General features: G+C 46.3%; 21 protein-coding genes and 1 tRNA gene. 15 read left to right on the top strand and 7 right to left on the bottom strand.

Translation table 11 applies throughout. The features are described 5' to 3' along the window. Window positions 1–89: 89 nt before the first annotated feature. Window positions 90–1,301 (bottom strand): ADP-forming succinate--CoA ligase subunit beta, encoded by a 1,212-nt coding sequence (gene sucC, locus AB6805_RS12010; RefSeq protein WP_079469042.1) that lies wholly within the window; start codon window positions 1,299–1,301, stop codon window positions 90–92. A gap of 127 nt (window positions 1,302–1,428) precedes the next feature. Here sucC and AB6805_RS12015 point away from each other — a divergent pair, with 127 nt between their 5' ends. From AB6805_RS12015 to AB6805_RS12040, 6 genes are all read left to right on the top strand, one after another. Continuing rightward, window positions 1,429–2,250: a purine-nucleoside phosphorylase gene (locus tag AB6805_RS12015; protein WP_370909670.1), complete on the top strand. Its 822-nt coding sequence runs from the start codon at window positions 1,429–1,431 to the stop codon at window positions 2,248–2,250. A 73-nt stretch (window positions 2,251–2,323) separates the two neighbouring features. Then, complete coding sequence (locus AB6805_RS12020; protein WP_370909671.1) at window positions 2,324–4,243, top strand: putative porin; 1,920 nt, start codon at window positions 2,324–2,326, stop codon at window positions 4,241–4,243. An 80-nt stretch (window positions 4,244–4,323) separates the two neighbouring features. Then, a complete protein-coding gene (locus AB6805_RS12025; RefSeq protein WP_370909672.1) occupies window positions 4,324–4,713 on the top strand; it encodes a hypothetical protein in 390 nt (129 codons plus the stop codon). A gap of 94 nt (window positions 4,714–4,807) precedes the next feature. Then, window positions 4,808–5,353: a heavy-metal-associated domain-containing protein gene (locus tag AB6805_RS12030; RefSeq protein WP_370909673.1), complete on the top strand. Its 546-nt coding sequence runs from the start codon at window positions 4,808–4,810 to the stop codon at window positions 5,351–5,353. Between the two features lie 14 nt (window positions 5,354–5,367). After that, window positions 5,368–6,231, top strand: coding sequence for a hypothetical protein (locus AB6805_RS12035; protein ID WP_370909674.1), 864 nt, complete (start codon window positions 5,368–5,370; stop codon window positions 6,229–6,231). Between the two features lie 3 nt (window positions 6,232–6,234). Continuing rightward, the gene (locus tag AB6805_RS12040) at window positions 6,235–6,807 is read left to right on the top strand and encodes a helix-turn-helix domain-containing protein (RefSeq protein ID WP_370909675.1); all 573 of its coding nucleotides are present in this window, start codon (window positions 6,235–6,237) and stop codon (window positions 6,805–6,807) included. 620 nt (window positions 6,808–7,427) lie between these two features. Here AB6805_RS12040 and AB6805_RS12045 read toward each other — a convergent pair. Then, on the bottom strand, window positions 7,428–7,718 hold the full coding sequence (locus tag AB6805_RS12045; RefSeq protein WP_370909676.1) for an ORF6N domain-containing protein: 291 nt from the start codon (window positions 7,716–7,718) through the stop codon (window positions 7,428–7,430). 346 nt (window positions 7,719–8,064) lie between these two features. Here AB6805_RS12045 and AB6805_RS12050 point away from each other — a divergent pair, with 346 nt between their 5' ends. Further along, window positions 8,065–9,690, top strand: coding sequence for a murein L,D-transpeptidase (locus AB6805_RS12050; RefSeq protein WP_370909677.1), 1,626 nt, complete (start codon window positions 8,065–8,067; stop codon window positions 9,688–9,690). Window positions 9,691–9,761: 71 nt separating this feature from the next. Here AB6805_RS12050 and AB6805_RS12055 read toward each other — a convergent pair whose 3' ends face one another. Further along, window positions 9,762–10,991 carry an NADP-dependent isocitrate dehydrogenase gene (locus AB6805_RS12055; RefSeq protein WP_370909678.1) on the bottom strand — a complete coding sequence of 410 codons (1,230 nt, stop codon included), beginning with the start codon at window positions 10,989–10,991 and terminating at the stop codon, window positions 9,762–9,764. Window positions 10,992–11,372: 381 nt separating this feature from the next. Further along, window positions 11,373–12,644, bottom strand: a complete 1,272-nt coding sequence (gene icd / locus AB6805_RS12060; protein WP_370909679.1) for an NADP-dependent isocitrate dehydrogenase — start codon at window positions 12,642–12,644, stop codon at window positions 11,373–11,375. Between the two features lie 188 nt (window positions 12,645–12,832). Between icd and AB6805_RS12065 the strand changes: the two genes are divergently transcribed. From AB6805_RS12065 to AB6805_RS12090, 6 genes are all read left to right on the top strand, one after another. After that, the gene (locus AB6805_RS12065; RefSeq protein ID WP_370909680.1) at window positions 12,833–13,438 is read left to right on the top strand and encodes an SGNH/GDSL hydrolase family protein; all 606 of its coding nucleotides are present in this window, start codon (window positions 12,833–12,835) and stop codon (window positions 13,436–13,438) included. 43 nt (window positions 13,439–13,481) lie between these two features. Continuing rightward, on the top strand, window positions 13,482–14,150 hold the full coding sequence (locus AB6805_RS12070) for an FAD-binding oxidoreductase (RefSeq protein WP_370909681.1): 669 nt from the start codon (window positions 13,482–13,484) through the stop codon (window positions 14,148–14,150). A 117-nt stretch (window positions 14,151–14,267) separates the two neighbouring features. Next, window positions 14,268–15,002 carry a LiaI-LiaF-like domain-containing protein gene (locus tag AB6805_RS12075; RefSeq protein WP_370909682.1) on the top strand — a complete coding sequence of 245 codons (735 nt, stop codon included), beginning with the start codon at window positions 14,268–14,270 and terminating at the stop codon, window positions 15,000–15,002. Between the two features lie 63 nt (window positions 15,003–15,065). Next, complete coding sequence (locus AB6805_RS12080) at window positions 15,066–15,419, top strand: DUF4288 domain-containing protein (RefSeq protein WP_079469030.1); 354 nt, start codon at window positions 15,066–15,068, stop codon at window positions 15,417–15,419. Between the two features lie 29 nt (window positions 15,420–15,448). After that, complete coding sequence (locus tag AB6805_RS12085) at window positions 15,449–16,501, top strand: sensor histidine kinase (RefSeq protein WP_370909683.1); 1,053 nt, start codon at window positions 15,449–15,451, stop codon at window positions 16,499–16,501. Further along, window positions 16,479–17,219 (top strand): LytR/AlgR family response regulator transcription factor, encoded by a 741-nt coding sequence (locus AB6805_RS12090; protein WP_370909684.1) that lies wholly within the window; start codon window positions 16,479–16,481, stop codon window positions 17,217–17,219. Before AB6805_RS12085 ends, AB6805_RS12090 begins: the two co-directional genes overlap by 23 nt. A gap of 213 nt (window positions 17,220–17,432) precedes the next feature. Here the strand turns inward: AB6805_RS12090 and AB6805_RS12095 are convergent, their stop codons facing one another. Genes AB6805_RS12095 through AB6805_RS12105 form a run of 3 tightly spaced genes read right to left on the bottom strand, consistent with a single transcriptional unit; the run spans window position 17,433 to window position 20,391 of the window. Next, entirely contained in the window at window positions 17,433–17,822 is a 390-nt protein-coding gene (locus AB6805_RS12095) for a thioesterase family protein (RefSeq protein WP_370909685.1), read from the bottom strand. Window positions 17,823–17,834: 12 nt separating this feature from the next. After that, on the bottom strand, window positions 17,835–19,715 hold the full coding sequence (locus tag AB6805_RS12100; RefSeq protein ID WP_370909686.1) for an Nramp family divalent metal transporter: 1,881 nt from the start codon (window positions 19,713–19,715) through the stop codon (window positions 17,835–17,837). Window positions 19,716–19,731: 16 nt separating this feature from the next. After that, entirely contained in the window at window positions 19,732–20,391 is a 660-nt protein-coding gene (locus tag AB6805_RS12105) for a metal-dependent transcriptional regulator (protein ID WP_370909687.1), read from the bottom strand. Between the two features lie 131 nt (window positions 20,392–20,522). On the opposite strand from AB6805_RS12105, the gene AB6805_RS12110 reads away from it, so the two are divergent. After that, window positions 20,523–21,464 (top strand): hypothetical protein, encoded by a 942-nt coding sequence (locus AB6805_RS12110; protein ID WP_370909688.1) that lies wholly within the window; start codon window positions 20,523–20,525, stop codon window positions 21,462–21,464. Window positions 21,465–21,808: 344 nt separating this feature from the next. Further along, window positions 21,809–21,881: transfer RNA gene (locus tag AB6805_RS12115), tRNA-Val, on the top strand.

The following is a 21,881-nucleotide window of genomic DNA, read 5'->3' on the forward strand; positions in this document are numbered from 1 at the left end:
TTAAAATTAAATATAATCAAATCAAGCTAATCAGTAAAATCAGCGTAATCCTGAGCCAAGACAATTTAAAATCGCCGAAGGCGATATTATCAGCTAACGGCTTTATTTACCAGCGCAGCTGCTTCGCTAAGCAGAATCGCCGATTGTACTTTCAGGCCGCTTTCTTCGATCAGTACTTTTGCTTCAGCAGCATTGGTACCCTGTAAACGTACGATGATAGGCACGGTGATATTGCCGATAGATTTGTAGGCATCAATAACACCCTGGGCAACCCTGTCGCAACGAACAATACCACCAAAGATATTGATCAGGATAGCTTTTACCTTAGGATCTTTCAGGATGATACGGAAACCTGCTTCCACGGTTTGTGCGTTGGCGGTACCACCTACGTCCAGGAAGTTAGCGGGTTCACCGCCGCTCAGTTTGATCATGTCCATAGTAGCCATGGCCAAACCTGCGCCATTTACCATACAGCCTACGTTACCGTCCAGTTTCACGAAGTTCAGGTTGTATTTGCTGGCTTCTACTTCGGTAGGATCTTCTTCAGAAATATCACGCAGGGCTTCCAGGTCCGGATGACGCATCAGGGAGTTGTCGTCCAGGTTTACTTTGGCATCCACCGCAATGATTTTTTCATCACTGGTTTTGAACAGCGGGTTAATTTCCAGCATGCTGCAATCCAGTCCTACGTATGCATTATAGAGATTGGTTACAAATTTCACCATGTTTTTGAACGCTTCGCCGCTCAAACCGAAGTTGAAAGCGATGTTACGCGCCTGGAACGGCTGCAGGGTCATATTTGGTTTTACCCACTCTTTGTATATTTTTTCAGGAGTGCTGTGTGCTACCTCTTCGATATCCATACCACCTTCAGTGGAATACATGATAACATTCTGGCTTTTAGCACGGTCCAGCAGGATGGACAGGTAGAATTCCTTTACAGGGTTAGCGCCCGGATAATAAACATCCTGTGCTACCAGTACTTTATTTACCAGTTTACCCGCGTCGCCGGTCTGAATGGTAACCAGGGTGCCTCCCAGGATATTTCCTGCTATGTTTTTAATATCTTCTGCATTTTTTCCTACTGCCACACCTCTCTGTTCCGTACCACGGATCTTACCTTTTCCACGTCCGCCCGCATGAATCTGGGCTTTTACAACGGCAAATTCATTACCAAATTGCACTTTCAGCTGCTTGTATGCTTCCGCAGCCGCTTCAGGGGTATCCACCGGGATACCTTCCTGTACCGGTACATTATATTTTTTCAACAGTTCTTTAGCCTGGTACTCGTGTAAGTTCATCGGAATAAAATTTGCCGCTAAAATAGGTCATTATGATTTAAATATAAAACTGCAGTCATTTGTGAATTAAAAAATAACTTTGCGCGGGTTTGTTTTTTAAATCCGGCTTTTATTAATGTATAAACAGATGAGTGAATTAACAGCAAAGATCACGGCAGCGGGGGAATATATCAGCAAATTCTGGCAAAACAAGCCAGTGGCGGGCATTATCCTGGGTAGCGGCCTGGGTAACCTGACAGGGGAAATTGAGGATAGCATTGAAATACCATACAGCAACATACCCCATTTCCCCGAATCTACGGTGGAAGGGCATTCCGGCAAATTGATCCTCGGATTCATGCAGGGGAAGCCGGTAGTGGCTATGGCAGGGCGTTTTCACTTTTATGAAGGATTTTCCATGCAGCAGGTAACTTTTCCTGTACGGGTCATGAAAGCCCTGGGAATCCATACTTTATTTATTTCCAACGCCGCCGGGGGGATGAACCCATCTTTCCAGGTAGGCGATCTGATGATCATCAGGGATCATATCAACCTGCAGCCGGAACACCCGCTGCGGGGCAAAAATGAGGACACACTGGGTCCGCGTTTCCCGGATATGAGTGAGCCCTATGCTAGAACACTGATCGATGCAGCGAATAAAATTGCTGCGGCCAACAATATATCTTTACATAGCGGCGTATATGTAGGCGTTCAGGGGCCTACCTTTGAAACACGGGCAGAGTACAAATATATGCACATCATCGGCGGCGATGCCGTTGGGATGAGTACCGTACCCGAAGTAATTGTAGCGGCACATGCCGGTTTGAAAGTATTTGCCATGAGTGTGATCACCGATATCGGTATCCGTGAAGAAGAAAATGTGATCACCCACGAAGAAGTACTGGCAGCTGCAAAAGCAGCAGAACCTAAGCTTACGCTGATATTTAGTGAATTAATCCGGCAACTATAAACGCTTTTGTTACTTTCGGATGAGGCAAATTTTCATTTTCATAGCCCTGCTGTTATTGTGCGGGAATCAACTAATGGCCCAGTTTAACTCGGGACGCATCAACAATATGGGCGGTGGCGGCGGCGGTACCAGCAAAATGCAGCGGGATACAGGAAAACATGAACACGAGCCGGATACGCTGACATTAACCTACCGCATCCTCGGTGAACCCACCGATTATAAGCTCGACTCCTCCGTGGCCGATTTTCAGACCAATTATCTGAAAGTACCTTCCTCGTACACCACGCTCGGCAATACCGGCAGCGCAGCCTATAACATGATTTATACACCACGCATGAAACCCGGTTTTGACGCCGGCTTTCACGCGTACGACGTATATTCCAATTCCCATAAGGATGCACGCTTCTACTATACTACACGCCCTTACACAGAGCTGCAGTACCTGGTAGGCAGCAAACAGGAACAGATTATCGGGCTTTCCCATACCCAGAACCGGACGGAGCGCTTCAACTTTGCATTCGACTACCGCAAAATAAACGCCCCCGGCTATTTTCGCTCACAAAATACCAATCACGATATCTACCGCTTTACGGCCCGGTACCAGAGCAAGAATAAACGTGCCCATACCTACCTGAGCTTTTACTTTAATAAGATCAACGGCGGGGAGAACGGGGGGATCAGGAACGATTCCTTCATGAACATCAGCACTTACAAACAACGCAAAACCATCCCGGTAAACCTGGGTAATGATGCGTCAACAACATATGCATTCTTCGGAGGCAGCATACCGGTGAAATCCAACTACCGCGAAACAGGGTTCCTGATCCAGCAGCAGTACGACTGGGGCCGCGGCGACAGTATCCACGTAAACGATACTACCGATTATTATAAGTATGACCCGATATTCCGTGTGCAATACACGTTCAATTATCAGAGCAATAACTACGAATTCCTGGACAGCAGCCCTGATACCGCTTTTTATTCCGGTCACTATAACTTTCTACCCGGCGATACAGTGGCATCCAAGCACCAGTGGAAAATGATTTCTAACGATCTGTCGCTGATCCAGTTCCCTGTACTCGGTAACCAGGGACACTTTATTAACATTGGCGCCCGCTTCGAAAGTCTCACCGGTACCTTCCTGGACGCAGATATTAATTTTACCAACCTGGCCGTGCATGGAGAATACCGCAATAAAACGCGCAACCAGAAATGGGATTTCTCTGCAAGAGGTGAGTTTTATGTAGTAGGACAGAATATCGGGGATTATGGTTTTTACGGAATGTTAAGGAGACATATTAACGACTTCCTTGGGGATGTCCGCCTGTCGGTCAGCAACGTAAATAAGGAACCCTCTTACGTCTTCAAATATTTTAACAGTACAAATGATGCCTGGTATAACACCAGCCTGTCGAAGGAAAATATCACCCAGCTGCAGTTTGCCACCGAAAACAAAAAGCTGAATTACAGCCTGGCGGCCAATTATTTCCTGTTTACCAATTACACCTATTTTAAAGATTATTATCACAGCGAGCAGTATAACTCGCTGTTTAACCTGTTACAAATAACGTTTAGCAAGAAGTTTAACATCAAACCGTTTGCCTGGTATGTAGATATCGCCTTCCAGCAGCTGCATGGCAACGGGCCGTTGAACGTGCCCACTTTCTGGACCCGTAACCGGTTTGCCTTCGAAAAAAGACTGTATACAAACCTGAACCTCATGACGGGGATTGAACTGCGCTATAACACCGGTTATTATGCAGATGACTATTCCCCGCTCACCGGTCAGTTTATTTACCAGAATGCCGCCAAGATCAGTAACGCTTTACCGGATATTGCAGCATTCGCCAACTTCCGGATCAAATCCTTCTCCGCATATGTGCGCGCAGAAAACCTAAATACCTTCCTGGGTGATAACAATTATGCCGGACCATTATACCCGTATAATAACTTCGCCTTCAGGTTGGGGCTCAGATGGTGGTTTATTAACTAGCTATTACATATAACTATATGATGACCGGTATTGTGGCGACGCAATCCCGGTCATTTTTTTTCTTATCTTTGTAATTCATCATGAAGCAATTTTTCGCCATATTATTTGCAGTACTGTATATCACGCTTACCAGCGGGTTTGCAGTAAACGTGCATTATTGCATGGGCAAACTGGCGTCTGTAGAGCTGCAGGAAGCTCCGGCTGACCACTGCGGAAAATGCGGAAAGCCTTCAAAAGGCATGGATTGCTGTAAAGATGAATTCAAGTTCTGTAAGGTTACTGAATCGCACCAGGCCGCCAAAGCGCTGCAAGCAAGTTTCAGCCCTGCCACAGATATGCAGCTGCCCGTAAGGATTTTACCTGTTTCTGCTTTGCCGGTGCAGGAACTATTTTTCGTGAGCCGCCCCCACGATCCGCCAGACATCCCGTCTGCGCCTATTTTCCTCCGCAATTGTACTTTCCTGATCTGATGCGGTTTTTAATGTAGTGTTTGTTGCTGCAATACAGCACCGCTATTGCTTTGACTGTAATTCATCTTATTATTCAATCTTATTTCATCAGATCATGAAAATAGTATCCATTATATTGCTCGCACTGGGCATATCTTTCGGCGCAAACGCGCAATTTAAAAAAGCCAGCGTACACGCCACCGGCCTTACCTGCGCTATGTGTTCAAAAGCTACTTACGAGGCCCTGGAATCACTTCCTTTTGTTGAAAAAATTGATACCGACCTCGATAACACCACGTTCATTCTTACCTTCAAAACCGGTGCCCCGGTGAGCATTGATGCTATTAAAGGTAAAGTGGAAGATGCCGGTTTTTCTGTAGGTAAGCTGGTGATGACTGCCAATTTTGATGCTGTAAGCGTGCAAAACGATGCGCACGTAGCATTTGCCGGCAGCACCCTTCATTTTATGGATGTAAAAAACCAGGTATTATCTGGTGATAAAGACATCACCGTAATTGACAAAGACTTTATTTCTTCCAAACAATTTAAAAAATTCAGTACTGAAACCACTATGCCCTGCTATAAAACAGGTATGATGAGCGACTGCTGTAAGACTGATGGCGCTGCTGCTTCCAAAAGAATTTATCACGTCACCATTTAATAGCTGGCCGGTATATGAAAAGAATTTTAATAATAGCCATGATTATCATGGCTGGTAACGGCATAGCAGCTGCCCAGGAGTTGTATGTAAATACAGAACCGGCGAGCAATATGCCCGCCAACTCACTGGGGATCAGGCTCACCAATAAGTTTTTCAACATGAAGCATTCCGGCGACAACGGAATGCGTTTTGAGCCGGAAGTGATGTGGGGCGCTAATAAAAGGCTCATGTTGCATGTGCTGGGATATGCATCCAACATGATGCAGCCGTCCGTAAAACTGGAAGGCGGCGGTGTGTATGCCAAATATCGCTTCCTGTCGCTGGACCAACAGCACGCGCATTTCCGCATGGCCGCCTATGTAAGAGGCGCCGTGATCAACAATCCATATTACCCGGAAATGCCCGACGGCTCACATGCCATGCGACCATACGATAATAAGGAACTGGATCTGGAAGGAGTTACTTCAGGTGTGAACGGAGGGATTATTGCTACACAGCTGTTACATAAACTGGCATTGTCCACAACGTTGGGCTACTCCCGTTATATGAACAATGTGAAGGATGAAATCCCGGACGACTTCTCCCGGAGTTCCGTAAATTATAGTCTCTCTGCAGGGTACCTGGTTTTGCCGGTGAAGTATAAAAGCTTCCAGCAAACCAATTTAAACCTTTACGTGGAACTGTTAGGCAAAACCAATACAGACGCGGTGGGCAGAGGCTCCTACCTGGATATAGCACCCGCAGTGCAGTTTATTTTTAACAGCACCACCAGGCTGGACTTATCTTACCGCACCCAGTTAACCGGAGATATGGCTAGGAATACCTCCAACTCTTTTTTAATCAGGGTGGAGCATAACATTTTTAATATCAAAAAGTAACCGATGGCAACAACAGATCTGTTTATAAAGAATATGGTTTGTCCGCGCTGCATCAAAGTGGTTACTACCACCATTGCCGCGCAGCAACTGGACGTTAAGGATATACAACTGGGCAAGGTAACCGTTGCAGGTACTGTTTCTGAGAAACAGCTGCAGCAGTTGTCCGAAGCGCTCCAGCAGGAAGGATTTTTACTGATAGATGATAAAAAACAGCAGCTGATTGCCGGCATAAAAAGTATTATTGTACAGGCGGTGCATCATTCAGAGCTGGATGAAATGAAAGAAAACTTTTCCACCTTACTGGCAGGAAAGTTGCAGAAGGACTATCATTATCTGAGTAATCTTTTCTCTGAAACGGAAGGCACTACCATTGAGCAGTATATTATTCAGCAGAAAATAGAACGGGTAAAAGAGTTGCTGGTATACAATGAATTAAGCTTGAGTGAAATCAGTTACAAGCTGGGATACAGTAGCGTGGCCCATCTTTCAGCACAGTTCAAAAAAGTAACGGGGCTCACGCCAAGTAAATTCAAACAATTGAAAGCGCCTGAGCGTATACCATTAGATAAGATATAGAAGTTAGTTGTTTTAGTTTTAGTTTAAAGAGAAGCTGCTGCACATCGTGGCTTCTCTTTTTAAAAAATCCGGACATGAAGAAAGTTGTTATAAGCATATTGAAATTTGTTCAGTCGCTTTTTGTGAAAAAGGATTGTTGCAGATAGATAGCAGGAGAAATGATTTTTAAAGCCGCAGATGTAGTGTCTGCGGCTTTTGTATTTTGGCGCGTTGTTATTTCGCAGATGCTTCAGCCATGCTTCAGACATGCGTATGTTATGGGGAATCCATGGACTCTTCATGCACTCCTCATGGACTCCTGATGCACTATCAATGCACTCTCAATACACTCTCAATACACTATCCCGGTATTTAAATGGTGAATAAATGACATGTGTGTTGTCTGCGTAGGTAAATTAAAGCGGGCATTATGATTTACTGGTAGCGAATGCAAGCAATATAAAAGGGAGGATAAAGCAAAGTCAGCTAAATATACTAGTAGAATACCAACTCGGTCGCTTTTTGTGAAGAAGGATTGTTGCAGAAAGGGTTTTGTGGGAGACTATCCTCCTGCTTCATCATGCCGTTTATACGGATGCTCACCTGTATAGCCCTTTCTCTGCGTAATACATTTGCCAGCATTAACACACCATGTTCAGTAAAAACATATGGAGATAGCCACCAAGGTGCTTTTTGGATGGTATCGCATTTAGCGATACCATGCTTTCCACTTCCTCCTCTGTCAACTGGAACATGAAATTTTCCGGGAACCTGTTTATATTACGTTTTACCTGTTCCCTTAACCGTATTGGTTTTACATCATATAACTCCGCAAGATCGCGGTCCAACATTACTTTATGTCCCTTGATATAATAGATTTTACTGATTAATACCTCATCATGTAAAACCATTTCTTTTCTTTCTTTACTCATGATTAAAATATAAGATTATAGTGTAAAACTTTGATCCGGATTACCATTTCCGGTAAAAGTTGGTTTTCTCACTTTATGCAGAAGAATCCAATACTCATACACCAGCAAACCCTTCAACGTCATATTCCTCACTGCAATTTTTATGTAACATGCTTCATGATTCATAGTTGTAAACCGGAAAACATTCATTTTCTATAGTGGCAGCCGTAGTAGAAGGCTAACCGCTTCCATTTCCCGTTCTCTAAAAATTTTCAGCACAGTATTTGTAAATTCCTATCTTTACCATAGCGATTTACTGCAGATGAAGAACAAAATTTTTATTATCAGTTTGTTATGCGGATCTGGAATGTGCTTGTTGTTAGCCTGTGTAAATAAAAAAAAGCATACCGCCCCCAAACAAAAACAGATTGTAGCAAACATCAAACAATTGGATGAAGTGATCACGGAGAGTATCACCGAACGATTGTCGGCCCTGAAAGATAATGATGGCGAACTGGAAGACAGTTTGCAATCTTTCCGCGCTTCAGCTATACAGGATTTTTACGGAGCCGATAAGCCGGCCAGCCAATGGTCAAAGAACGGGATTACCAATCCCGCAGCCGATTCCATGCTGTATATGATCCAGCACGCGGAAGACGTGGGACTGTTGCCTGCGCAATATCATGAACCCGCGCTAACGGCTGCCTGGGAGCAGATCACCAACGATGCTACCGCAAAAAAAGATGCCGCCCTGTGGGCAAAAGTCGATGTGCTGATGACAGATGCCTTCATGAAAATGGCGTCCGATCTCCGCTACGGCGTTGCTCCCCGTGACAGCATCACCCTTAAAAAGGATTCAGCGTTTACCGACGAACAACTCATCACACAGTTACGGCAGGCATTGAATGAAAAGAATGTAGCAAACATCCTGCATTCACTGGAACCTGTACATGAAGGGTACATCGCCCTGAAAGAAGGGATCCAGTCTTTCAAAGCCAAATACGAAAACTATCACTGGGATACCTTACCACTCAATTATACCGACACGCTTGGGTTCCGGCAACTGGTGATCAACCGGCTGGTACAAAGCGGTCATATTGATACCACCGGCCGGGAGCTGGATTCAGCCTTACTGAAAACCGGTGTAAAAGCTTTCCAGAAAGAATTTAATATTTATGCCGATGGCGTAGCAGGAAAGAGAACAGTGATGGCAATGAACCGCTCTATGCACGACTGGATCATGCAGGCCGCTGTAAATCTCGACCGCTGGCGTAAGCTGCCGGATACATTGCCGTCCCGGTATATCATGGTAAATCTGCCCGGCTATAATCTGAAGGTAGTGGATAGCGGGGTAGTGGTATTGGAATCGCGCGTAATTGTGGGTACACCCCGTACCCGCACACCGTTGCTCAATTCTTACATGACCAACTTCATGATGTTCCCTTACTGGCGGGTACCTTACAGTATTGTATTTAAGGAAATGCTGCCGGCTATTAAAAAGAATGTCGGCTATCTTGCGTCTAAGAACCTGGAAGTAATAGATAGAGATGGTAATGCAGTTGATCCTTATACCATCGACTGGTCGAAACTCGGTAAAGGGCATTTCCCTTATGTGTTACGCCAGATGGATGGAATAGATAATTCACTGGGCATCATGAAATTTAACTTCAGGAATAAGTACAGCGTATACCTGCATGATACCAATAACCGCGGACTGTTTAAAAATTCCATGCGTGCCATGAGTCATGGTTGTGTGCGGGTGCAGCAATGGGATAGCCTGGCGCAATACCTGGTGCGGGCGGATAGCTTACGGCATGTTGGTGACAGTGTTCGCGTATGGCTGGCGAGGGAGGAAAAGAAACAGGTAGATCTGCCTAAACATATTCCCATTTACCTGCGGTATTTTACGGCAGAAGGACAAAATGGTAATCTTGTTTTTTACGATGATATTTATGGAGAAGATAAAATATTAAGAAAGAAGATGAAGTTGTAAGCAACCCATCTGGTTAAAATAAAAAAGCAGCGGATACTTTATCCGCTGCTTTTTTTATTGTCTTTATGAGCTTACGCCAGTTTCGCTTTCAGCGCAGTATCCAGTGCTTCCAGGAATTCTTCTGTATACAGGTAGTGTTTACCATGTTCTACTTTATTACCATGGATACAAACAGCCAGATCTTTGGTCATTTTACCACTTTCAACGGTTTCAATACAAACCTGTTCCAGTGCCTGGCAGAATTTGATCAGTTGCTCGTTGTTATCCAGTTTACCACGGAACTCCAGACCGCGGGTCCATGCAAAGATGGAAGCGATGGGATTGGTGGAGGTAGGTTTACCTGCCTGGTGATCGCGGTAGTGACGGGTTACAGTACCATGTGCGGCTTCTGCTTCCATTGTTTTACCATCGGGGGTAATGAGGGTAGAAGTCATCAGGCCGAGAGAGCCAAAGCCTTGTGCAACGGTATCAGACTGTACGTCGCCATCGTAGTTTTTACAGGCCCATACAAAGTTACCATGCCATTTCAGTGCGCTGGCCACCATGTCATCGATTAAACGATGTTCATAAGTTAAGCCGTTTGCCTGGAATTCAGCTTTAAACTCCTGTTGATAGATTTCTTCGAAGATATCTTTGAAACGGCCATCATATTTTTTCAGGATGGTGTTCTTGGTGCTCAGGTATAAAGGCCATTTTTTCATCAGTGCCTGGTTGAAACATGCACGGGCAAAGCCTTTGATAGATTCGTCGGTGTTGTACATGGCTAATGCAACGCCATCGCCTTTGAAGTTGTATACTTCATGTTCGATCACTTCGCCATTTTCGCCTTCAAACTTAATAGTAAGTTTACCCTTTCCTTTTGTAACGAAATCGGTAGCGCGGTACTGATCACCGAAAGCATGACGACCAATACAGATCGGGGCAGTCCAGTTAGGCACCAGGCGGGGAACATTGCTCATTACAATTGGTTCACGGAATACGGTGCCATCCAGGATATTACGGATAGTGCCGTTGGGGGATTTCCACATCTGCTTCAGGTTGAATTCCTTTACGCGATCTTCATCGGGCGTAATGGTAGCGCATTTGATGCCTACGCCTACTTCCCTGATAGCATTGGCGGCATCAATGGTAACCTGGTCGTTGGTAGCATCGCGGTGCTCCATGCCGAGGTCGTAATATTTAATTTCAACATCCAGGTATGGAAGTATCAGTTTATCCTTGATGAATTTCCAGATGATTCGTGTCATTTCATCACCATCCAGTTCAACTACCGGATTAGCAACTTTAATTTTTTCTGCCATTTCGGGTTTTTTAAAATTAAATTAAAAGCATTTCACAACAATTATTCAAGCGAGTCCCAATCGGGATAATCACGAAAAATACGAATAGCTGTGAAAAAAACAAAATTTCGCGAATTTTGTCTTTTTCAGGATTACGCTGATTTTACTGATTACCCGGATTTGATCATTTTAGATTTAAAATGATTTGGGGAGATATAAGCGGATATATCCGTTTACATCTCCCCAAATTTTTTTTATTGCTTTATCTTCTCAGAATTACTTTAAATCCACTCGCTGATATCTCCCCAAATCATTTTAAATCTAAAATGATCAAATCCCTAAATCAGTAAAATCAGCGTAATCAGCGGGAAAGACAAAATTCGCGAAAGACAAAATTCGCGCTTAATGCAGCATCTGCTTGATCACTTCATCCGCAAATTCGCTGGTTTTCACCAGGGTGGCATCGTCCATCAGGTTGTAGAAGTCGATGGTAACACGTTTGCGCATGATGGCGGTGCTGAGGCCGTGAACAATGATTTCAGCCGCTTCTTTCCAGCCCATGTATTCCAGCATCATTACGCCGCTCAGGATCACGGAGGATGGGTTCATGGTGTTGGTGTTGGCGAAGCGGGGTGCAGTACCGTGTGTGGCTTCAAATACAGCGTAGCCGGTCAGGTAGTTGATGTTGGCGCCTGGGGCAATACCAATACCGCCTACCGCAGCGGCCAGTGCATCAGAAATATAGTCGCCGTTCAGGTTCAGCGTGGCTACTACAGAATAATCCTGTGGCGCCAGCAGGATCTGTTGCAGGAAGTTATCCGCAATTACATCCTTGATCAGCAGCTTTCCTTTTGCCAGGGCTACTTTCAGTTCTTTATTGGCTTCTTCTTCGCCCAGGTCTTTCTTGGTTTTTTCCCAATGTTCCCAGGTATATACTTTATCGCCGAATTCTCTTTCTGCCAGTGCATAGCCCCAGTTTTTGAAACCACCTTCGGTGAATTTCATGATGTTGCCTTTGTGCACCAGGGTAAGCGACGGACGTTTGTGCTCCAGCGCATAGCTGATAGCGGCGCGTACCAGTCTTTCCGTACCTTCAATAGATACCGGTTTAATACCGAGGGAAGAGGTTTCCGGGAACCGGATCTTCTTAACGCCCATTTCATTTTGCAGGAAATCGAGCAGTTTCTTTGCTTCAGGCGTGCCTGTCATATATTCAATGCCGGCATAGATGTCTTCCGTATTCTCGCGGAAAATCACCATGTCCACTTTCTCCGGGTGTTTCACCGGGGAAGGTACTTTGTTGAACCAGCGTACAGGCCTTACACAGGCGTAGAGGTCAAGCTCCTGGCGCATAGCAACGTTCAGGGAGCGGATACCACCGCCAACGGGAGTAGACAGGGGACCTTTGATAGATACCAGGTATTCTTTCAGCGCATCCAGTGTAGCCTTTGGCAGCCATTCACCTGTTTGCTGGAAGGCTTTCTCACCTGCCAGTACTTCTTTCCATTCAATTTTCCTGTCACCGCCATAAGCCTTTTCTACAGCTGCGTCGAATACACGTACACTGGCTCTCCAGATGTCCGGACCTATTCCGTCGCCTTCTATAAATGGAATGATGGGGTGTGCAGGGACCTGTAACAGGCCATTGTTCATCGATATTTTTTCTGCCGGCATAAAACGGTTTCTTATGCGTTACGTAATTGTTGTAATCGCGGGCAAAGGTAAGGCTTTTCCGTTTACGCAGGGGGAACATTTACCCTTTATTCCCCAAATTTAACACCTACATATAACTTTTTGGTTATGTTAGGATTAATGTTATTTTGCTGGTCATTTTTCGCAGCAACAAAATCTCACATACCACCATGATTCCTGTTACGTACCTCGCCCTCGGCGATAGTTATACTATAGGTGAACAAGTTTCCCCCTCCGAACGTTTTCCTGTGCAGGCGGCCGCTTTGCTGCGGGAACAAGGCTTTGACGTATCAGATCCGCAGATCATCGCCACCACCGGGTGGACCACCGACGAACTGGAAGCCGGCATTGCCGCAGCACATATAAGTAAAACCTACGATATAGTAACACTGTTGATAGGCGTAAATAACCAATACCGTGGCCGTTCCGTGGAAGAGTATGAAACAGCATTTACCGCCCTTTTGCAAAAGGCCATCGTTTTTGCCGGCAACAATCCTTCACATGTGGTAGTGCTGTCTATTCCCGACTGGGGCGTAACGCCATTTGCCACCGGCCGCGACCGGGAACAGATCTACCGGGAAATTGATGCGTATAACGCGGTCAATAAAGCTATTGCGGAAGAGTGGCTGGTGCCTTACCTGGATATCACGCACTTTACCCGGGAAGCCGCTCAGGATCCCGAACTGCTGGCAGGCGACGGATTGCACCCTTCCGGAAAAGACTACAGCCGCTGGGCCAAAGCCCTGCTGCCTTTGTTGCTACAGGCATTGCACTGAGAAAGAAAATATCCTACATTCATCTTAAAGAAAACCTGAATCAATGGAAAGCCATATCGTAAAAATCCTGGCCGTTACCCCCGTAACACACAACGTCCGCCAATTCACCGTGGAAAAGCCCGCCGGATATACCTTTGTACCCGGTCAGGCTACAGAGGTAGCTATTAATAAACCCGGATGGGAAGAAGAAAGACGCCCCTTTACCTTTACCAGTCTCACCGAATGGGATCACCTGGAATTCACGATCAAGAGCTACGACGACCACAACAGCGTTACCCGTGAACTCGGGCAACTGAAAGCCGGCGATCAACTTATCCTGCACGATGTATGGGGTACCATTCAGTATAAAGGAGAAGGCACCTTCATCGCCGGCGGCGCAGGCGTTACTCCTTTCATCGCCATCCTGCGCGACCTGCAGCATAAAGGCCAGCTGGGCAGCAACCAGCTGATCTGCTCTAATAAAACCCTGTCTGATATTATTCTGAAAGATGAATTTGAAGCCATGCTGGGCAACCGCTTTATTAATACGCTGACTGCACAGGAAGTGCCGGGTTACGACCACCACACCATCGATGAAAGCTACCTGAAAGAGAAGATCAGGGATTTCAACCAGCATTTCTATATCTGTGGCCCCGATCCTATGGTACAGCAGCTGAAAGCCATCCTGGTAAAACTGGCCGGCAACGATGCCCTGGTAACGGTAGAAATATAGCCCGCCGTTTTCACCGGCGATTTCCTGCTTTTTACCGGTAAGGGTACTTTATTAGCCTAAACCCTGTTTCCAATAACAGTGCGCCGTTCTACATTTGTATCATAAATAGTAAATCAAATGAAAAACGAGGATATCGAAGCATCAAAAAGAAAAGGCCGCTTTATAGGCGGTGCAGTTTTCATCATCGTTGGTGCCTGCCTGTTATTGCAACGCCTGGATCTTAACCTGCCCCACTGGCTGTTCTCCTGGCAAATGATCCTGATAGCTATCGGTATCGTTGTTGGGGCAAAACATAACTTCAGGTTCGGGGGATGGATTGTGATGGTCCTGGTAGGCGGAATTTTCATGGCAAACGAAATACTCAATCTGCCATACGCCACCGCCCAGTTTATATGGCCGGTAGTACTGATCCTGGTAGGTATTGTGCTGATCTTTAAAAAGAGTTATCACGGTACGGACTGGACATTCAAAAAACATGCCTTCGGCTCCAGCCAGGAATTTGCCAGTGGCGAGGATACGCTGAGTGCCAACGCAATCTTTGGCAGTGTGAATAAAATGGTGATGTCTAAAAACTTTAAAGGAGGCGATGTAAGCGCTGTCTTTGGAGGCGCCGTTATCAACTTCATGAATGCAGATATCAACGGCACCGCTGTGATGGATGTTTCAGCCGTTTTCGGTGGTTGTGAAATCATTGTACCGGCCCACTGGAAAGTTCAGGTGGATATTGATGTTGTCCTCGGCGGAGTGGAAGACAAACGCCACACCGGCATGATGTCTAACGGATCCATTGAGAAACTGCTGGTCCTGAAAGGATCCTGTGTATTCGGTGGTGTTGAAATAAAAAGTTACTGATCATAAAACATCCATATCTCTCAACCTGTATTCTATCTTCTCCAACTTTTAAATTTTAATTTTATGCATTGGTTTGTTGCGAAAGTTGTATACCAGATCATCTGCGGTGAAGGCAATCATACCCCGCAATTTGATGAACAATTAAGATTAATCAGCGCTGTTACCAAGAAAGACGCCTGCGATAAAGCCCGCGAAATTGGTATGCAGGAACAATATGCTTTTAAAAATCAACAACAGGAGCTGGTACAATGGAAGTTCATCAACGTACCGGAAGTATATACCCTGGATCAGCTGACAGACGGCATGGAACTGTACTCCCGCATTGAAGAACCGGGAGACCCCAATTCCTACATCGCCTGGTTGCAGATGAAATCTGCCCAGTTACAGGGACAACAATACTTTGAGCTTAACGTATAACTGATAAATCACCTTCTTTGGTAAAACAAATGATTAAAGGTAACGCCTGGTGGGCTTTCCTCGCATCCTTCGCCATCTGGATGTTCCTTTATGGCGGGCTGCTGTGGTACTGGTTCGACCTTCCCATCTGGCTATCGGCCACAGACAGTGCAGTGCACGTTATACTCCTGGGGGCCGCCGGTATTGTAATAAGCCATAACGTGGCTTACTACCGCCCGGCAGACGGCACCATGAAGTTTGGCTACGTAGCCATAGTAAGCTTTGCCCTGTCTGTTTTGTGGGTATGCCTGAGCCGCTGGATACTGGTATCCGCATTTCCCGCTGATCCGCTGTATCTCAATTGGCTGAACAACGCCATCCCCGTTCACGCCATCGTAGGATGCATGCTGATTGCAGGTATTGGTTTCAGAAGCCAGATGTGGTACGATGCGGAAGAACAACAGGAATACCGCCAACGCCAGGAAGCTACGGAAAAGATAGTGAGAGAAGCAGAGCTCTTTAAACTGCGGCAGCAACTGCAGCCGCATTTCCTGTTTAACAGCCTGAACTCTATTAACGCACTCATCATGTTGCGGCCAAAAGAGGCCCGCGAGATGGTATTGAAGCTCTCCGATTTTTTAAGAGGATCATTGAAACGCGAAGATGATCAATGGATCACACTCGCCGACGAACTAAACTATTTGCAGCTGTACCTGGATATAGAGAAAGTGCGTTTCGGACATCGTTTAACCACCAACGTTATCCCTTACGAAGAAGCGGATAAAATGATGATGCCGCCAATGCTGCTGCAGCCCGTAGTGGAAAATGCAATTAAATTCGGACTATACGATACCACCGGTGATATCACCATCAGCATAAGATCATGGTTGCAGGATAGCATGTTGTATATCGCTATACAAAATCCGTTCGACAACGAACTGCAGCAGCCAAACAAAGGAACCGGTTTCGGCTTAACTTCCATACAACGCAGGCTGTACCTGCTGTTTGCACGGCAGGATCTGCTGGAAACCACCGCCATTGACAATATATTTACTACCATTATTAAAGTACCACAATCGCATGATAAAAGCAGTATTAATTGATGATGAACCATTGGCCCGTGAAGTGGTGAAGGAATACCTGTTAAGCTTCCCGCAAATAGAAGTGGTGCAGGAATGTAATGATGGATTTGAGGGACTAAAGGCCATACAACAGCATCAGCCGGATATCATCTTCCTGGATATACAGATGCCCAAGATCACCGGTTTTGAAATGCTGGAACTCGTGGAAAACATGCCCGCAGTGATCTTTACCACGGCCTTTGAAGAACATGCCATCAGGGCCTTTGAAGTACATGCGGTCGACTATCTGCTGAAACCTTTTTCCAGCGATCGCTTTGATAAGGCAGTACAAAAATGGCTGGATCATTTTCAAACACCCGCCGCCACCAACACAGAAGCCCTGTTGGAAACCGCCGCCACCACCCCTTTGCAAAGCAACCGCGTGGTAATAAAACTCAATGGTAAAATTAAAATTATCCCGGTACAGGATATCCACTACCTGGAAGCAGCAGACGACTACGTAAAAATAGTAACACAGGAAGGCAGCTTCCTGAAAAATAAAACCATGTCGTTCTTCGAAAAAATGCTGGACCCGCAACAATTCACACGGGTACACCGTTCCTACATACTCAACGTAAACCAGGTAACCCGTATAGACCCCTACGAAAAAGAAAACCACCTGGCCATTCTCCGCAGCGGTGCAAGGGTATTGGTAAGCAAAACCGGTTATCCGCGCCTGAAGGCGGCGCTGGGATTGTAGCGGATTTTGTCTTCTCGCTGATTACGCTGATTATACTGATTACCCGGATTTTTACTTTTGGATTTATAAAGGATTTCTTAGATTTTGAATAATAATAATTAAGGGAGATAAAAGCGAATATCCGCTTCTATCTCCCTTAATCCTTTATAAATCCAAAAGTAAAAATCCGGGTAATCAGTATAATCAGCGTAATCAGCGAGAAGACAAAACTCGCTACAATCCAGCAAACAACCGATCCAGCTTTGCTTTGGGAAGAATTTTCTGCACTTGTATACCTGTAGCAATCACGCGGCCATTGCAAACGGCCTCGTAGCTGCAGGTGATTTCGTGGTGTTGTATGTGGGTGATCACTGCGGTGAAGTCCACCTGGCTGCCGGCTAAAGCGGGGGAGAGGTGTTCCACGGTAAGGCGGGTGCCAATGCCTTCTTCTTGTGCTTCCTTCATTTCCAGCACAAATAAGCGGCAACACCATTCAGCATCCCGCGCCAGTGCGAAGGTGGCATATACCGGGTGAACGTGGCCGCTGTCAAAAGAGGCACAGTCTTCCGGCCGCACAGTGCGGCTGAAATGTTTGGTATCACCGGGTTTGAATAACGGAAGCATACGTTTAAAATTTTATTGCACTACCAGCACCGGGATCTTTACCTGGTGTCTTACCTGGTTAGCGGTTTCACCATACAGCCAGTCTTTAAAGCCCCTGTGGCCGTGGCCGCCCAATACCAGGAAGTCTGCTTTTTCTTCGTGCACGATGCGGGCAATTTCACGGGCGCGCCTGCGGAAGCCGAGCACGCCTTTGGCGTTGATGTTGCGGCTTTTCAGCAGCGCAATGTAGGTGTCCAGCTGTTCCTGGTCGCGGCGTGTTTCCAGGTCGTCCGACTCTTTTCCAAAGTATTTGGCGGAAGCGCTTTCCACGATATGAATGAGGATGTATTGCGTGTGTTCGTTGCCGTGAGCGATGGCGTTGGTTACAATATCTTTATCGCGTTGCGAAAAATCAAGGGCCATAGCAATACATTGATAGATGGGCTTTTCCATTTCTCCCAGTGTTACCTGGGTGGTATGGATGCCTGCCGCAGCATCTTCGCGGTAACGGCGGCGCAGCGGGTATACAATGGTGATAAGTAGCAACACCACGAAGCCGAGGCAGCCGGCCATAATTAATCCGTCTACAAAAATATTCCCGGTACCAGACATATAATCAAAGGCTTCTGATAATACCATCCGCATATTAAGGTACACCAATAAACTGGTGACCAGCCAGCTGAAAATTTTGGTAACAGGTTTAATGGCAAACGTGCCCATCGTTTTTTTGTCGCTTACAAAATGGATAAGCGGGATGATAGCAAAGCCAAGCTGGAGGCTGAGCAATACCTGGCTGAACACCAGCAGTGCACCTACTTCTTCGTCGCCGGCAATAAGGATTACCAGCAGGGCAGGGATGATGGCCAGCAGCCGGGTGATCAGCCGCCGCAGCCAGGGGTTGATACGCAGGCGGAGATAGCCTTCCATTACAATTTGCCCGGCCAGGGTGCCGGTTACCGTGGAGCTCTGACCGGCCGCAATCAATGCCACAGCAAACAGGATAGGAGCCAGTTTGCTTCCCAGCAGCTGATCCAGCAGGCGGTGTGCATCCTGGATCTCCGCCACATCTGTTCTGCCGCTTTTGAAAAATACGGCGGCAGCAAGGATCAGGATAGCAGCATTTACCAGGAACGCCAGGTTCAGTGCAATGGTGCTGTCGATAAAGTTCATTTTAATGGCCTGCCTGATACCCACATCATCCCTTTTTATTTTCCGTGTTTGTACCAGTGCCGAATGGAGGTACAGGTTGTGCGGCATCACGGTGGCGCCGATAATACCAATGGCAATATACAATGCAGTGTTATCGGGAATGCCGGGGATAAAGCCCCGTACTACTTCATGCATTTGCGGCTTCACGAGGATCAGTTCCACGAGGAAAGAAGCGCCGACAATGGCAACAAGACTGATAATAAATCCTTCCATTTTGCGGATGCCATAACGTTGTAATATGAGGAGCAGGAAGGTGTCGAGTACGGTTAAGCTTACGCCCCATACAAGCGGCAGCCCCGTCAGCAGTTGAATACCGATAGCCATCCCCAGCACTTCTGCCAGGTCGGTGGCTGCTATGGCGATTTCCGCCAGCACATATAAGATGAAATTCACTACCGGCGGATACGTTTCCCGGTTGGCCTGTGCCAGGTCGCGGCCGCGCACAATGCCCAGCCGGGCGCTCAGGCTTTGCAGCAGCAGGGCCATGAGGTTACTCATGAGCAGTACCCACAATAATTTGTAGCCGTACTGGCTGCCGCCAGCCAGATCGGTGGCCCAGTTGCCGGGGTCCATATAACCAACGCTTACGAGATAGGCGGGGCCGAAGAAGGCGAAGATCTTTTTCCACCTGGATTTTCCACTCGTTTCTACACTCTGATGTACCTCACTTAACGATGCTGATGAATGTGTATGCTCGATGCTCATAGTATATTGCTGATAATTAAACGGGTCTGACCATAATGTTTTTTGCAACCTGTTCACTGATGGTGATGGCCGGTTGTCCTTTTACTTTTATTTCAATAGAATTATCGTATTCGTAATGCGCCACTATTTCCAGCTGAGTGCCCAGCTTAATTCCTTTAGCGTTAAGAAAGGCCAGCAGCGCAGTAGATTGATCTGATACGGCTGTTACCACCAGCCGTTTGGCATTGGCCTGATCCAGCGAGGTTTGCGGGCGTGGTTTGGCTAGTTTGCCATTGGCGTCGGGAATCGGGTCACCGTGCGGGTCTATCACCGGGTTACCCAGGAATTCGCTGAGCCGGTTGGTGAGCTTTTCACTGCGCACATGTTCCAGTTCTTCTGCCAGCTCATGCACTTCTTCCCAGCTGAAGGAGAGCTTATCTACCAGGAAACACTCCCACAGGCGGTGTCGCCGCACAATTTGAAGGGCTGCTTTCCTGCCGTCTGCCGACAGCGTGATGCCTTTGTACTTCTCATATTCAATCAGCTTTTTCTCTTTCAGCTTCTTGGCCATGTCTGTTACCGATGCAGGCTTGGTTTCCAGTTCATAAGCCAGCGCGTTGGTGGTTACAACAGCGTCGCCCTCCTGCAGCTTATATATCGATTTAATATGGTTTTCCTCCGCGATAGATAAATTCATGCTATCTAAAATATTATTTAGACAAATCTAAATAATAATTCTGAACATTTCTCTATCCGGTATGTTTTTTGATTTTTAACGCGCACATATAAAAATTATATCTAACTTTTCGCCCAGAATTAACTTTTCTAATGAAGCGTTTCCTTTTATTATTACTGTCAATCGGAGTTTTAGCAGCCTGCAAATCGAAGAAGAAATCAGGCAGCGGCACCGAGCCTATGACATTTGAAGACTTCCAGGCATTGTTTACACCTGGTACCCTGCCATACCGGCTTACACCGGATACGCTCCAACTGAAACAACCGGATTCACTGCGACTGGATACAGCCGCCATGCGGTTTTTAACAGATACGCTGACGAAAGGTGATTTCGGTAAAAACGAACCGGTGAAATATTTCCCGCTGCAGCGGATTCCCGGCAACACTGTGAACTATATGACTATAAAAGCTGCCGGCAGGTCACAATCGGTAGGCTATCTCTGCTTCCTGGATAAAAAAGGTAAGTACCTCAACCGGATCCGTGTAGCCAACACAGGTGGTGCGGACGGTACGGTTACCTCCCTGTTGATAGACAGTAAAAATGTAGTGAAGATCAGCAGCGAAACAAAATTATCGGGCAGCCGGAGCGCATTGAAAGAAGATTTTTACATGGTGAATCCCGATGGATCGGTAACACTCATCATGACTAACTCCAACGGACCTACGAACGCCGGACAGATCTTCAACCCGATTGATACACTCCCCCGCAAACATAAATTTTCCGGCGATTATACAGCCGGCGACATGAGCATTGTATCCATCAGGGATGGTGACGATCCAAAGTCCTTCCAGTTCTTCATCACCTTCTCAAAAGATAATGGCAACTGCAAGGGAGAACTGAGCGGCCGGGGACATTATATCGGTGGCAACCGGGGCGAATACAAAGACAAGGAATCTTCCTGCGGTATCGCCTTCCAGTTTGCCGGCAACCGGGTGAGTATCCGCGAAATAGGCGGCTGCGGCGCTTATCGCGGCATCAAATGCTTCTTTGAAGGCGGCTTCGCGAAGAAGGCGGAGAAGAAAAAGAAGAAGTAGGATCGCCTTCGGCGATTTTAAATTGTCTTGGAGCAGGATTACGCTGATTATACTGATTTTTTGGATTTGATCATTTTTGATTTCTAAAGATTAAGAGAGATATAAGCAGATAAGATTCGCTTGTATCTCTCTTAATTTTTTAAGAATCATTTAAAAAAATCCAAAAAATCCAATGAACAAAAATCCAGCTAATCAGTATAATCAGCGTAATCAGCGCTCAAGACAAACTCCGCATCGCCGAAGTCGATCCCCGCGTTTTTTTAAAAAATATTTGGTAGAATAAAAATAGTTTATACCTTTGCGATCCAATCGAACGAAAGGGACGATAGGAAAGAGACAAAAGAGGGAGCTTAGCTCAGCTGGTTCAGAGCATCTGCCTTACAAGCAGAGGGTCACTGGTTCGAATCCAGTAGCTCC

It is taken from the genome of Chitinophaga sp. RCC_12 (genome assembly GCF_041360695.1).
Taxonomy (GTDB): Bacteria; Bacteroidota; Bacteroidia; order Chitinophagales; family Chitinophagaceae; genus Chitinophaga.

Excerpts from the sequence above, each read along its gene's own strand:
- AB6805_RS12075 (WP_370909682.1), top strand. The coding sequence starts at position 14,268 with ATGAAAAACGAGGATATCGAAGCATCAAAAAGAAAAGGCCGCTTTATA.
- AB6805_RS12030 (WP_370909673.1), top strand. The coding sequence starts at position 4,808 with ATGAAAATAGTATCCATTATATTGCTCGCACTGGGCATATCTTTCGGC.
- AB6805_RS12050 (WP_370909677.1), top strand. The coding sequence starts at position 8,065 with ATGTGCTTGTTGTTAGCCTGTGTAAATAAAAAAAAGCATACCGCCCCC.
- AB6805_RS12025 (WP_370909672.1), top strand. The coding sequence starts at position 4,324 with ATGAAGCAATTTTTCGCCATATTATTTGCAGTACTGTATATCACGCTT.
- AB6805_RS12090 (WP_370909684.1), top strand. The coding sequence starts at position 16,479 with ATGATAAAAGCAGTATTAATTGATGATGAACCATTGGCCCGTGAAGTG.
- AB6805_RS12080 (WP_079469030.1), top strand. The coding sequence starts at position 15,066 with ATGCATTGGTTTGTTGCGAAAGTTGTATACCAGATCATCTGCGGTGAA.
- AB6805_RS12095 (WP_370909685.1), bottom strand. The coding sequence starts at position 17,822 with ATGCTTCCGTTATTCAAACCCGGTGATACCAAACATTTCAGCCGCACT.
- AB6805_RS12040 (WP_370909675.1), top strand. The coding sequence starts at position 6,235 with ATGGCAACAACAGATCTGTTTATAAAGAATATGGTTTGTCCGCGCTGC.
- sucC (WP_079469042.1), bottom strand. The coding sequence starts at position 1,301 with ATGAACTTACACGAGTACCAGGCTAAAGAACTGTTGAAAAAATATAAT.
- AB6805_RS12020 (WP_370909671.1), top strand. The coding sequence starts at position 2,324 with ATGGCCCAGTTTAACTCGGGACGCATCAACAATATGGGCGGTGGCGGC.
- AB6805_RS12035 (WP_370909674.1), top strand. The coding sequence starts at position 5,368 with ATGAAAAGAATTTTAATAATAGCCATGATTATCATGGCTGGTAACGGC.
- AB6805_RS12100 (WP_370909686.1), bottom strand. The coding sequence starts at position 19,715 with ATGAGCATCGAGCATACACATTCATCAGCATCGTTAAGTGAGGTACAT.
- AB6805_RS12045 (WP_370909676.1), bottom strand. The coding sequence starts at position 7,718 with ATGAGTAAAGAAAGAAAAGAAATGGTTTTACATGATGAGGTATTAATC.
- AB6805_RS12070 (WP_370909681.1), top strand. The coding sequence starts at position 13,482 with ATGGAAAGCCATATCGTAAAAATCCTGGCCGTTACCCCCGTAACACAC.
- AB6805_RS12105 (WP_370909687.1), bottom strand. The coding sequence starts at position 20,391 with ATGAATTTATCTATCGCGGAGGAAAACCATATTAAATCGATATATAAG.
- AB6805_RS12065 (WP_370909680.1), top strand. The coding sequence starts at position 12,833 with ATGATTCCTGTTACGTACCTCGCCCTCGGCGATAGTTATACTATAGGT.
- AB6805_RS12085 (WP_370909683.1), top strand. The coding sequence starts at position 15,449 with ATGATTAAAGGTAACGCCTGGTGGGCTTTCCTCGCATCCTTCGCCATC.
- icd (WP_370909679.1), bottom strand. The coding sequence starts at position 12,644 with ATGCCGGCAGAAAAAATATCGATGAACAATGGCCTGTTACAGGTCCCT.
- AB6805_RS12055 (WP_370909678.1), bottom strand. The coding sequence starts at position 10,991 with ATGGCAGAAAAAATTAAAGTTGCTAATCCGGTAGTTGAACTGGATGGT.
- AB6805_RS12015 (WP_370909670.1), top strand. The coding sequence starts at position 1,429 with ATGAGTGAATTAACAGCAAAGATCACGGCAGCGGGGGAATATATCAGC.
- AB6805_RS12110 (WP_370909688.1), top strand. The coding sequence starts at position 20,523 with ATGAAGCGTTTCCTTTTATTATTACTGTCAATCGGAGTTTTAGCAGCC.